13 protein-coding genes are annotated in these 12,285 nt (G+C 58.7%); 12 read left to right on the plus strand and 1 reads right to left on the minus strand.

Translation table 11 applies throughout. The annotated features are described in order from the left end of the window. Window position 1 precedes the first annotated feature (1 nt). The 10 genes from INF35_RS00915 to thrC all read left to right on the plus strand — a co-directional run bounded on the left by INF35_RS00915 (window position 2) and on the right by thrC (window position 9,647). Window positions 2-784: an amino acid ABC transporter ATP-binding protein gene (locus tag INF35_RS00915; protein ID WP_193499709.1), complete on the plus strand. Its 783-nt coding sequence runs from the start codon at window positions 2-4 to the stop codon at window positions 782-784. A 164-nt stretch (window positions 785-948) separates the two neighbouring features. Continuing rightward, on the plus strand, window positions 949-1,596 hold the full coding sequence (locus INF35_RS00920; RefSeq protein WP_193499710.1) for a sporulation protein YunB: 648 nt from the start codon (window positions 949-951) through the stop codon (window positions 1,594-1,596). Window positions 1,597-1,708: 112 nt separating this feature from the next. Beyond that, window positions 1,709-3,691: an NAD-dependent DNA ligase LigA gene (ligA, locus tag INF35_RS00925; RefSeq protein WP_193499711.1), complete on the plus strand. Its 1,983-nt coding sequence runs from the start codon at window positions 1,709-1,711 to the stop codon at window positions 3,689-3,691. A 96-nt stretch (window positions 3,692-3,787) separates the two neighbouring features. Next, window positions 3,788-5,059 carry a diaminopimelate decarboxylase gene (locus INF35_RS00930; RefSeq protein ID WP_193499712.1) on the plus strand — a complete coding sequence of 424 codons (1,272 nt, stop codon included), beginning with the start codon at window positions 3,788-3,790 and terminating at the stop codon, window positions 5,057-5,059. Window positions 5,060-5,215: 156 nt separating this feature from the next. Beyond that, on the plus strand, window positions 5,216-5,557 hold the full coding sequence (rplS, locus tag INF35_RS00935; RefSeq protein WP_193499713.1) for a 50S ribosomal protein L19: 342 nt from the start codon (window positions 5,216-5,218) through the stop codon (window positions 5,555-5,557). Window positions 5,558-5,655: 98 nt separating this feature from the next. Continuing rightward, a complete protein-coding gene (gene lepB, locus INF35_RS00940) occupies window positions 5,656-6,189 on the plus strand; it encodes a signal peptidase I (RefSeq protein ID WP_193499714.1) in 534 nt (177 codons plus the stop codon). A gap of 88 nt (window positions 6,190-6,277) precedes the next feature. Then, window positions 6,278-7,195, plus strand: a complete 918-nt coding sequence (gene ylqF, locus INF35_RS13735) for a ribosome biogenesis GTPase YlqF (RefSeq protein WP_235983071.1) — start codon at window positions 6,278-6,280, stop codon at window positions 7,193-7,195. Next, the gene (rnhB, locus tag INF35_RS00945; protein WP_235983072.1) at window positions 7,176-7,805 is read left to right on the plus strand and encodes a ribonuclease HII; all 630 of its coding nucleotides are present in this window, start codon (window positions 7,176-7,178) and stop codon (window positions 7,803-7,805) included. Before ylqF ends, rnhB begins: the two co-directional genes overlap by 20 nt. Continuing rightward, on the plus strand, window positions 7,802-8,155 hold the full coding sequence (locus INF35_RS00950; RefSeq protein WP_193499716.1) for a YraN family protein: 354 nt from the start codon (window positions 7,802-7,804) through the stop codon (window positions 8,153-8,155). The genes rnhB and INF35_RS00950 overlap by 4 nt, the downstream gene beginning before the upstream one ends. A gap of 43 nt (window positions 8,156-8,198) precedes the next feature. Further along, window positions 8,199-9,647 (plus strand): threonine synthase, encoded by a 1,449-nt coding sequence (gene thrC, locus INF35_RS00955; protein ID WP_193499717.1) that lies wholly within the window; start codon window positions 8,199-8,201, stop codon window positions 9,645-9,647. 218 nt (window positions 9,648-9,865) lie between these two features. On the opposite strand, the gene INF35_RS00960 is transcribed toward thrC, so the two are convergent. Further along, complete coding sequence (locus INF35_RS00960; protein ID WP_193499718.1) at window positions 9,866-10,024, minus strand: DUF1540 domain-containing protein; 159 nt, start codon at window positions 10,022-10,024, stop codon at window positions 9,866-9,868. Between the two features lie 65 nt (window positions 10,025-10,089). Between INF35_RS00960 and INF35_RS00965 the strand changes: the two genes are divergently transcribed. Together INF35_RS00965 and tig are read left to right on the plus strand one after the other, a co-directional pair. Then, window positions 10,090-10,773 (plus strand): metallophosphoesterase, encoded by a 684-nt coding sequence (locus INF35_RS00965; RefSeq protein WP_193499719.1) that lies wholly within the window; start codon window positions 10,090-10,092, stop codon window positions 10,771-10,773. Window positions 10,774-10,869: 96 nt separating this feature from the next. Continuing rightward, window positions 10,870-12,177 carry a trigger factor gene (gene tig, locus INF35_RS00970; RefSeq protein WP_193499720.1) on the plus strand — a complete coding sequence of 436 codons (1,308 nt, stop codon included), beginning with the start codon at window positions 10,870-10,872 and terminating at the stop codon, window positions 12,175-12,177. The last annotated feature ends 108 nt before the right edge of the window (window positions 12,178-12,285 follow it).

The raw sequence follows: 12,285 nt of genomic DNA on the forward strand, positions 1-12,285 counted from the left end.
AATGGCTTTGCTGGAAGCTACCGGGATCGGTAAAAACTTTGGCAGCACCCACGTGCTCAAGGACATCTCTCTGTCGCTGGAAAAGGGAGAGGCACTGGCCATCATCGGCTCCTCCGGCTCGGGCAAAACGACTCTTCTGCGCTGCCTGAATTTCCTGGAGACGCCCGATACCGGCCGCATTGTGGTGGACGGCAAAACGCTGTGGGATGCCGATGACCCTCAGACTCACAAGGAGAGCGAAAAACGGAAAAAACGCCTGCATTTTGGACTGGTGTTCCAGAACTTCAATCTGTTCCCCCAGTATACGGCTTTGCAGAATGTCATGCTGGCGGGGGAACTGCTGGCCAAGGAGCGCCCCGATTATAAGGCGAACCGCCGCCGGATTCATGACGAGCTGGAACTCAAGGCTCGCCGCCTGCTGGAACAGATGGGGCTGAGTGATCGTGCCGGGCATTACCCCCATCAGCTGTCCGGCGGACAGCAGCAGCGTGTGGCCATTGCCCGGGCTCTGGCTCTGGAACCGGATATCCTCTGCTTTGATGAGCCCACCAGCGCCCTGGACCCGGAACTGACGGGGGAGGTCCTGCGTGTTCTGCGGGAACTTGCAGCCAACAAAACCACCATGATTATCGTCACCCATGAGATGGCTTTTGCGCGGGATGTGGCGGACCGTATTCTGTTCATGGACGGCGGCGTGGTGGTGGAGGAAGGCTCTGCCCATCAGGTGATCGATCACCCGCGGGAGGAACGCACCCGCCGGTTCCTGGCACATTACAGCACCTGAACAAAAGCGTTTTGACGCCCACTGAAAGATTCATCAAAAAAGGCGGAGACTCTGCAGAGGCAGGGGCTCCGCCTTTTTGCCGCTCTCCGTCCGGAACCGGCCTCGGCTCCCGGGCATACCATGGGGGAGAGCGACTGCCGTATTGAGAAAAGGAGGAATGCCGTATGCGCAGGGCAACCCCGCTGATGCCCAGGCTGAAGGTGCGCCTGCGGCTGCTGATCGTTTTGCTGCTGGCCTGCCTTCTGTGGTACGGCGGCAGCGCCCTGGATGCCAAGATTCAGCCCGCCCTTCAGGAACTGGCCGAGTATGAGAGCCGCGCCGCCACCGTCGAGGCAATGAACGGGGCCATCTCCCGGGAAATGGAGCAGCATCCTGAGCGGTATCAGAATCTCTATACCATCCGGTACGGACAGGATGGGGAAGTTGCCTCCGTGGAGAGCAACGCGGTGGCCCTCAATCAGGCCAGAATGTACCTGATTGAGGCGGTGACGCAGGCATTGCAGACACTCCCTGAGACAGAACTGCGCATACCCTGGGGCAGCCTTCTGGACAGTGCACTGCTCAATGACCGGGGACCCAGCTGGAGTCTTTGCATCCAGCCCCGGGGATATGTGGAGGGAGAAATTCAGGAAAGCGTCCGGGAGGTGGAGATCAATAAGGTGGAATACTGTATTGATCTGGAATTAAGCACCGTGGTCAACATGATCCTGGATGGAGACACCCATCTGCTGAACGTGGAAAATACAGTTCCGGTGGCGCATGTTCTTCTGGATGGCGCTACGCCGGGCTATTACGCCCAGGGGGATGCCTGAAAATGGAAAAAACGTGAAAGCGGTGACGAGACTGCAAAACCGGCGTCGGGTATGGTATAATACCCAAGAGTGCCCCTTTTAAGGGCAAAACCGGATAGGAGGATAAAGACCGATGGAGCTGGAAAAAGCCAGACAGCGCGCCGAAGAGCTGCGCAAGGTCATTGAGTATAACAACCGCCTGTATTACGACCAGGACGCCCCGGAGCTGGAGGATTTTCAATATGATGCCCTGACCCGGGAACTGAAAGCGTTGGAGGCACAGTACCCCGAACTGATCGTACCCACCTCGCCCACCCAGCACGTGGGCGGCACGGCCAGCAGCAAGTTCAGCAAGGTGACCCATGCGGTCAAGATGGAGAGCCTGCAGGATGCCTTCTCCTTTGATGAACTGCGGGAATTCGACGCCCGTGTCCGGGATGCGGGCATCGAGCCGGAGTATGTGGTGGAAGCCAAGATTGACGGCCTTTCCGTCAGCCTGGAATACCAGAACGGCACCCTGGTCCGTGGCTCCACCCGCGGCGACGGCGTGGTGGGGGAGGATGTGACCGAAAACATCCGGGCCATTGCCCACATTCCCAAACAGCTGCTGGATGCCCCGGAATTCCTGGAAGTCCGTGGTGAGGTCTATATGCCCCGGGAGGCTTTCCTCAAACTGAAGGAAGAGCAGGAACTGCAGGATAAAACCCCTTTCAAGAATCCCCGCAACGCGGCGGCGGGTTCCCTGCGCCAGAAGGATGCCAGGATCACGGCGTCCCGCGGCCTGTCCATCTTTGTGTTCAACATGCAGCAGGTCCGGGGCAGGATCTTCAAGACCCACAGCGAGACCCTGGACTACCTCAAGAGCCTGAAATTCACCGTCTCGCCCCGCTACAATGTCTATCACAATATTGAGGATGCCATTGAGGAGGTCAAGGCCATCGGCGAGGCCCGTGGCACGCTGCCCTTTGATATTGACGGCGCCGTCATCAAGGTCAACGACCTGGCCTCCCGCAGCCTGCTGGGCAGCACCAACAAGTTCCCCCGCTGGGCCATTGCCTTCAAGTATCCCCCCGAGGTCAAGGAGACGGTCGTCCGGGACATTGAGGTCACGGTGGGACGCACCGGCGTCCTGACGCCCACCGCCGTCTTTGACCCCATCTTCCTGGCCGGCACCAGCGTGGCCCGGGCCAGCCTGCACAACGGGGATATCATTGCCTCCCTGGATGTGCGCATCGGAGATACGGTGCAGGTGCGCAAGGCGGGAGATATCATTCCCGAGGTCATCGGTGTGGTCAGACATGGGGAGAATACCGTGCCCTACACCATGCCCTGTGCCTGCCCCTCCTGCGGCGCACCGGTGGTCCATCTGCAGGACGAGAGTGCCCTGCGTTGCGTCAACCCCGAGTGTCCGGCTCAGGTGCTGCGCAACCTGATCCACTTTGCCTCCCGGGATGCCATGGCCATTGACGGCCTGGGGGAAGCGGTGGCCGCTCAGCTCATCGACAAGGGCTTTGTGCACACGGTGGCGGATATCTATGATCTGACCATGGAACAGCTTCTGACCCTGGACAAGTTCAAGGAAAAGAGCGCCACCAATCTCCGCACCGCCATCGAGCGCTCCAAGGGCAACAACCTGGACAAGCTGGTGTTCGGCCTGGGTATCCGAAACATTGGCGATAAGGCGGCGGCATTGCTGGCCGAGCGCTTCGGCAGCATGGATGCCATCCGTCAGGCAACCCAGGAAGAGATTGCCGAAATCGACGGTTTCGGCGGCGTTATGGCCCAGAGCGTGGCTGAGTTCTTTGCCAAGGAGGGCACCGCCGACCTGATCGAGCGCCTGACAAAGGCGGGGGTCAATATGACCTGGCACGGCGAGCCCAAGGGCACGGCGCTGGAGGGCAAGACCATCGTGGTGACGGGCACTCTCAGCCGGCTGTCCCGTCAGGAGGCGGAAGCACTCATCAAACAGAACGGCGGCAAGGCCAGTGGTTCGGTCTCCAAAAAGACCAGCTATGTGCTGGCCGGTGAGGCTGCAGGCTCCAAGCTGACCAAGGCCCAGTCTCTCGGGGTGCCGGTCATCACCGAGGAAGAATTTTTTGCCATGCTGGGGCAGTGACGCTTGCCGTATCCTGTGAAAAGCCGTATAATGAACTATTATATTCGCCAATGAGAGAAATTCTCGTTGTGCGGAGTAAAGAGGGGAAGAGGAAGTATGTCAAAGAAAAAGCCGTTTATCACGCTGGAACAGGCACAGGACATCATTGCGGATGTACCCACGCCCTTTCACCTGTATGACGAGAAGGGCATCCGGGAGAATGCCCGCCTGGTCAACAAGGCCTTTGCCTGGAACAAGGGCTTCAAGGAGTACTTTGCCGTAAAGGCGACGCCCAACCCCTATCTGCTGCAGATTCTGCAGGAGGAAGGCTGCGGTGTGGACTGCTCCAGCTATACCGAGCTGCTGCTGTCGGAAGCGTGCGGGTTCCACGGCAGCGACATCATGTTCTCCTCCAACGATACCCCGGTGGAGGACATGAAGAAAGCCTATGATCTGGACGCCTACATCAATCTGGATGACCTGACCCATGTGGACTTTCTGCAGCGGGTGGCGGGCATTCCCAAGACGGTGTTCTGCCGCTACAATCCCGGCGGAACCTTTGATCTGGGCAACGGCATCATGGACAACCCTGGCGACGCCAAGTACGGTATGACCGAAAACCAGATGGCCGAGGCCTACACCCGCCTCATGGCCATGGGCGCCGAAAACTTCGGTATCCATGCTTTCCTGGCCAGCAACACCGTCACCGACGATTACTACCCCGAGCTGGCGGGCATCCTGTTTGAGCTGGCCGTCCGCCTGCACAAGCGCACCGGGGCAAAGATCCGCTATATCAACCTGTCGGGCGGCGTGGGCGTTGCCTACCGTCCTGATCAGCGCAGCAACGACATTATGGCCATCGGCGAAGGCGTCCGCAAAAAGTTTGAGGAGATCCTTGTGCCGGCGGGCATGGGGGATGTGGCCATCTTCACCGAGATGGGCCGTTTCATGCTGGCACCTTACGGCTGTCTGGTCACCGAGGCTATCCATGAGAAGCATATTTATAAGGAGTACATCGGTGTGGACGCCTGTGCGGCCAACCTGATGCGCCCGGCCATGTACGGCAGCTACCATCACATCACCGTGCTGGGCAAGGAGGACGCTCCCTGCGACCACAAGTACGATGTGACCGGCGGTCTGTGCGAGAACAACGACAAGTTTGCCATCGACCGTATGCTGCCCAAGATCGACAAGGGCGACATTCTGGTCATCCACGACACCGGCGCTCATGGCTTCTCCATGGGCTACAATTACAACGGCAAACTCCGCAGCGCCGAGGTCCTTCTGTGCGAGGACGGCAGCCATCAGTTGATTCGCCGCGCCGAAACACCGGCCGATTACTTTGCTACGCTGGACATCACGCCTTTTTATAAAAAACTCAAGCTGTAAGGCAAAAAAGTTCTTGCCAAACAGGGCGGATTGTGATATTATATTTTAGCGTTAGCGCCGCCGGCACCACCGGCGGGATAATGACAGATCATTAAACAGGCGGTCCTCTGCCGATCTTTTTCGGGTATGAACGTCGAAAAAAATGGAGGAACATTCATGGACGCATTCAAGACTCTTACCGAGGGCATGATCAAAGAGAATCAGCCGAAGTTCGAAATCGGTGACACGGTTCGTGTTTCCGTCCGCATTAAGGAAGGCGACAAGGAGCGTATCCAGGCTTTCGAGGGCACCGTCATTGCCAAGAAGCATGGCGGCATTGCTGAGACCTTTACCGTCCGCCGCACCTCTTACGGTGTTGGCGTGGAGCGTGTGTTCCCGGTCAACAGCCCGTTCGTCGAGAAGGTCGAGGTTGTTCGTCGCGGCAAGGTTCGCCGTGCGAAGCTCTTCTACCTGCGTGAGCGCACCGGCAAGGCTGCCAAGGTTAAGGCTCGTATCTGACGACAAGAAGAAGGGGAGGACGCAAGTTCGTTCTCCCTTTTTCTTATTTTATTATTATTCACAGGATGCCGTTTGCCGGCTAAGGAGGGAAGTCTCCCGTGGGACGTGTCAAGGCCAATCGCGGTCTGCTGGAATGGGTCGATTCCATTATTTTTGCCATTGTGATTCTGGCGCTGGTGTTTACTTTCGGTGTGCGTGTCGTGCAGGTGGACGGTTCCTCCATGAACCCCGGCCTGGTGGATGGCGAACGCCTGCTTCTGTCCAGCCTGCCCTATGAGCCGGAATACGGCGATGTTGTTGTCATTGACAGCTATACCGGTTACGGCAAGCTGCTCATCAAGCGTGTCATCGGCAAGGGCGGCGATGTCATCGACATTGACTTTGAACAGGGCATCGTATACCGCAACGGGGAAGCCCTGGACGAGCCCTACACGGCGGATAAGACTTATCTTTCGGAAGGCGTCACCTTTCCTTTGACAGTGCCGGAGGGAATGTTGTTCATCATGGGAGATAACCGCAATGACTCCAAGGACAGCCGCTCCCCTGAGATTGGCTGCGTCTCGGAAGGGGATGTTCTGGGCAGGGCGGTGCTCCGCCTGACGCCCTTTGACAAGTTCGGGCTGATTTCCTGAACCTGCCCGCAAAGTTGCAACCATAGAGGAAAATACATCGTGCGGGTCGGAAGCAGGCCCTGCACATAGGGAAGGGAGAGTGAATGCAATGGACGATATGTCGGGAGTCAATCGCCGGGTGATCCAGTGGTTCCCCGGTCACATGACCAAGACGCTGCGCATGATGGAAAAAGAGATCCGCAATGTCGACTGCGTTCTGCAGATTCTCGATGCGCGCATTCCGCTTTCCAGCCTCAATCCGGAGATTGAGCGCATCACCGGCGGCAAGCCGCATCTGTATGTGCTGAACAAGTCCGACCTGGCCGATCCGGAGATCACCAAACAGTGGCTGGAATATTTCAAGGCGGCAGATGCCGGATGCATCGCCATGGATGCCCGGCAGAAAAAGTCTGCCAACGCCATCAAGAAGCCCATCATCGCTGAACTGTCGGCCCTTCTGGAACGCCGCCGCAACCGCGGCATGGCAGGGGCGCGGACCCGTGTGATGGTGGTGGGCATTCCCAATGTGGGCAAATCCACCTTCATCAACTCCTTCGCCGGGGAAGCCCGTGCCAAGGCGGCCAACAAGCCGGGTGTGACCCGCGGCAAACAATGGATCGCCGTGGACGATTTCGACTTGCTGGACATGCCCGGCGTGCTCTGGAAAAAGTTCGATACCTTGGAAACGGCCACCAATCTGGCATTTATCGGTTCCATCCGGGATGATATTCTGGACATCGAGGAGCTTGCCTGCGGTCTTTTGAGCAGCGTGCGGGGCATCTACCCTCAGCGCCTGCTGGAACGCTACAAGCTGGATGCCGATGCGCTGGAGCTTGCTCCCTATGACCTGCTGCTGGCCATCGGTGCCAAACGGGGCATGCTGGTCTCGGGCGGTGAGGTGGATTCCGAGCGTGCGGCTCGCATGCTGGTGGGCGAGTTCCGCGCCAGCAAGTGGGGGCGCATCTCTCTGGAACGCCCGCCGCAGATGGCACGGGAGGAGGACGACGATGGCCTCGAGGAAGACTGACAGCACCGCTCTTTACGCCTTTGACGAGGAGCTTCGTACACAGCACGGCATACTTTGCGGCGTGGATGAGGCGGGCCGCGGCCCTCTGTGCGGGCCGGTCTGCTGTGCGGCGGTGATTCTGGACCCGGCCAACCCGGTGGAGGGAGTCAACGATTCCAAAAAGCTCAGTGCCAAACGCCGGGAGGAACTCTACGAGGAAATCACCCAAAAGGCATTGGCCTGGAAGGTCATCTTTGTTCCGCCGGAGGAGATCGACGAGAAAAACATCCTCTGGGCTACCATGGACGGCATGGCGCAGGCGGTGGCGGGCCTGGACCCGGCCCCGGCCTATGTGCTGGTGGACGGCAACCGGTATCCGCCGGATGTGCCCCAGCCGGGGGAGACGGTAGTCAAGGGAGACGCCAACAGTGCCTCCATTGCGGCGGCCTCCATTCTGGCCAAGGTCAGCCGTGACCGCTATATGATGGAACTGGACCGGCAGTATCCCCAGTATCAGCTGGCCAAGCACAAGGGGTATCCCACCAAACTGCATTATGAGCTGATCGCACAGTACGGCATTCAGCCGTTTTATCGCCGCAGCTTTCTGAAAAAGCAGGGGTACTGGCATTGAACCGGCCGCTGGGGCAGACCGGCGAGGCGGTTGCCGCCAAGTACTATATCCAGAAAGGGTATCTGCTGCTCAATCACAATTTCCGGACACGCATGGGGGAGCTGGACCTGATTCTGTACAAAGATGATACCGTCGTCTTTGCGGAGGTCAAGACCCGCAGCCGTCCGGGGCCCATCCTGCCGGCCGAAGCAGTCGGCCCGGCCAAACAGCGGCGGCTCATTGCAGCGGCCGCCCAATACTTGCAGAACAGTCCCTATGCCGATTCCCGGGTGCGGTTCGACGTGGTCGAGGTGATCCCGCAAAACGGAGGATGGCAGGTACATTGTATTTCCGACGCATTTTCCTGCTGATTAAACGGCAGAATACAAAAATACAGATGGAGGGTGTTCAGGAATGGAATATCAAAGCACACGCGGTGGAGTCAGCGGCGTCTCGGCATCCGAGGCAATCGTCCGGGGTCTTGCGCCGGACAGCGGCCTGTATGTTCCCCAGTCCTTCCCGCAGGCAGACCTGCAGGCATGGAAGGGTCTTTCGTATCCGCAGCTGGCGGACAAGGTGGTCGGTTCTTTCCTGACCGACTATGATCCGGCCTTCCTGGCCCAGGCCACTGCGGCTACCTACGGCGATGCCTTTGCAGGCAAAGCGGGCCATGTGGAGAAGGTCCGCGACGGCCTGTATGCGCTGGAGCTGTGGCACGGTCCCACCTGTGCCTTCAAGGACTACGCTCTGCAGCTGATGCCCAAGCTGCTGCTTCAGGGCAAGAAGAACCTGAACCGCACTGAGACCACCCGGATTCTGGTGGCGACCTCGGGGGATACCGGCAAGGCGGCTCTGGCGGGTTATGCAGGCCTGGAAGGCATCGAAATCTCGGTGTTCTATCCCAATGCCGGTACCAGTGAGATTCAGCGCCTGCAGATGGCCACCCAGCAGGGGGATAACGTCCATGTCTATGCGGTGGACGGCAACTTTGACGATGCCCAGACCGGCGTCAAGAAGGTCTTTGCCGATGCCGACGTGGCGGCGGCCCTGGAAAAGCGGGGCATCCGCCTGTCCAGTGCCAACTCCATCAACTGGGGCCGTCTGGTGCCGCAGATCGTCTATTACTTCTACACCTGTTTCCGTCTGGCGGAAAAGGGCGCCATGGCCTGGGGCGAACCGGTGGACTTCTGCGTCCCCACCGGCAACTTCGGCGACATTCTGGCAGGCTACTACGCCAAGCGCATGGGCCTGCCTGTGGGGCGGCTGGTCTGCGCCTCCAATGAAAACAACGTCCTCACCGACTTCATCCGCACCGGCACCTACGATGCCCGCCGGGAGTTCCACAAGACGGCTTCTCCCTCCATGGACATCCTGATCTCCAGCAACCTGGAGCGCCTTCTCTACCATGTGTCCGGCAGCACCGAGAAGGTTGCCAGCTGGATGAAGGACCTGTCCACACAGGGCCATTACACGGTGGATGCTCAGACGCTGGCGGCCATTCAGGAAAGCTTTGCCTGCGGCTGTGCCGACGACGAACAGGGAGCCAAAGAGATCCGCGACCGCTTTGAGCAGGACGGCTACCTGTGCGACACCCACACTGCGGTGGCCTTCCGCGTGGCGGAGGACTGCCGCAGCACCGCCCCCATGGTGGTGCTGTCCACGGCCAGCCCCTTCAAGTTCCCCCGGGATGTGCTGCGTGCCCTGGGGGCCGAGGCACCGGAAAGCGACTTTGACTCCATGCAGGCGCTGACGGCCAAAACGGGCTGTGCTGCACCTGCTGCGCTGAGCAGCCTGCGGGATCTGCCCGTCCGCTTCACCGAGGTCATTGCCCCGGCGGCCATCCGGGAGGCGGCGCTGCGCTGAGTTCCGGGCCGGCTTTTCCATAAAAACAAAACGGCGGACCACGGATGGTGTGCCGGAACAAGAAAGCACAGGCTCTGTAGACAGAGCCTTGCGGGACTGTTTTTCGGGAAAAAGCCCGCGGCTGTGTTTTCTTGTAAGGCACACCAGGTGGTCCGCCGTTTTCGCTCAGGTTCCAAAGGCGGTTTGCCTCTCAGAACTTTCTGGCGGGATCATGCACGTCAGACTTCGGAGAACGTCTCACACATGGTCTCGCCGGACTCGGCGCTGCGGTTCTTGACATGGATTTCCTTGGCAGTGCAGCAGCAGGAACCGTTGTTGTAGACGCAGTTCTCAACGTCGCAGCAGATGCCGTTGATGACATTGTTATCGTGATTCATGGTCTGTCGACCTCCTTTCGCCCCTTAGTATGGCACGGGACACGGCAGGCTATACGGAGGGATACATGGCAATTTTTGCAATCGGCGACCTGCACCTTTCTCTGGGCGCCGACAAGCCCATGGATGTGTTTCCGGGGTGGCAGGGCTATCTGCCCAAACTGGAGGCCAACTGGCGCAAGCTCATAGCCCCGGAGGACACCGTCGTCCTGGTGGGGGACACCAGCTGGGCAATGCACCTGAAGGATACAAAAGAGGATTTCGCCTTCCTGGAAAACCTTCCGGGGCAGAAGTGGCTTTTGAAGGGCAATCACGATTACTGGTGGACCACCCGCAAAAAGATGGAAACCTTTTTGCAGGCAAACGGCTTTGACTCCCTGCACATCCTGCACAATAACGCCTGCATCGTGGATGGAGTGGCATTGTGCGGCACCCGGGGCTGGCCCTTTGATGACACCGCCGCCCAGGATGCCAAGGTCATGGCCCGGGAAGCCGGGCGCCTGAAAATGTCTCTGGAAGCGGCGGGGGAGCTGCCCAAGCTGGCTTTCCTGCACTATCCGCCGGTGTATCCCGGAGCATGTGCTCAGGAGATCGTGGATGTGCTGCACGCCTACGGTGTGACCCGGTGCTGGTACGGCCATCTGCATGGCAAAGCCCTGCGCTTTGCCTTGCAGGGAACCTATGACGGCATCGAATACCGGCTGCTTTCCGCCGACGGCATTGCCTTCTGCCCCCTTAAGATACGCGCCTGAACGCAAAATTGCACGAAAAAATTCCAATTTACTATGGCATTCTGCAAAGACGTGTGCTATAATACCTTGTACCGCTATGTTTGGAGGAGTATTCTAATGAATCTGATTTCTTGTGAAAAGCTCGAAAAAAGCATGGTCGAGCTGCAGTTTTCCATTGACGCCGACACTTTCAAAAATGCCGTGAGCGCGGCGTTCAAGCGTGAAAGCAAAAAATATAATGTCCCCGGCTTCCGCAAGGGCAAGGCTCCTCGCGCGATGATCGAGAAGATGTACGGCGCCGACATTTTCCATTACGACGCTGTCAATGATCTGTTCCCCGCTCAGTACGAGGAAGCCGTCAAGGCTGCCGGCATCGAGGTCGTCGGCGCTCCCGAGCCCGAGGTCGTCTCCATGTCCGAAGCTGAGGGTGTCACCCTGAAGGTCAAGGTCGCCGTCAAGCCCGAGGTCACCCTGGGCGAGTACGCCGGTTTAAACGTCACCAAAAAGGTCAAGACTGTGGAGGACAGCGCTGTGGATGCAGAGCTGGCCCGTATGCAGGACCGCAACGGCCGTCTGCTGACCCGTGAGGGCAAGGCTGAGAACGGCGACACCGTCGATATCGACTTCGAGGGCTTTGTGGGCGATACCGCTTTTGAGGGCGGCAAGGCTGAGCACTACTCTCTGGTGCTGGGCAGCAACTCCTTCATCCCCGGCTTCGAGGATCAGCTGGTCGGCCATGCCGCCGGCGAGGAGTTTGACATCAACGTCAAGTTCCCCGAGGAGTACCAGGCTTCCGAGCTGGCCGGCAAGGATGCCACCTTCAAGATCAAGCTGCATGAAGTCAAGTACAAGGAGCTGCCCGCTCTGGACGACGACTTTGCCAAGGATGTCAGCGAGTACGACACTCTCGACGAGCTGAAGGCTTCCATCCGCAAGGGCATGGAGGAGAACAACGACCGTCAGGCTGACCAGCAGGTCGAGAACGACCTGATCGAGCAGGTTGTCAACGGCATGCAGGCCGAGATCCCGCAGGCCATGTACGACAGCCGCGTGGACGAGCTGGTCCGTGACTTCGAGTACCGTCTCTCCCAGCAGGGCCTGAAGATGGACATGTACCTGCAGTACATGGGCATGACCATGGATCAGCTGCGTGCCCAGTTCGCAGACCAGGCTGAGAAGCAGGTCAAGATGCGTCTGGCCATGGAAGCCATCGTTGACAAGGAGAACATCGTCACCAGCGACGAGGAGTTCGAGGCCGAGGTCAAGCGCATTGCCGATGCCTACAAGATGGAGCCTGAGAAGGTCAAGTCCATCGTCGATGCCGACGCTGTCAAGAAGGATCTGGCAGTCAACAAGGCCATCGACTTGGTCAAGGAAAAAGCCAACATCACCACTGAACAGGTGAAGGAAGAAGAAAACGCCTGAGTCTGACTCCGGCGACCACGGGACCGATACGGTACGTCTGTTGCCGTATCGGTTCGTTTATCCACGAAAAAATGCAGACAACTCTATTTGTACAGGAGGGGACCTATT

This window comes from Gemmiger gallinarum (assembly GCF_014982805.1).
Lineage (GTDB): Bacteria > Bacillota > Clostridia > Oscillospirales > Ruminococcaceae > Gemmiger > Gemmiger gallinarum.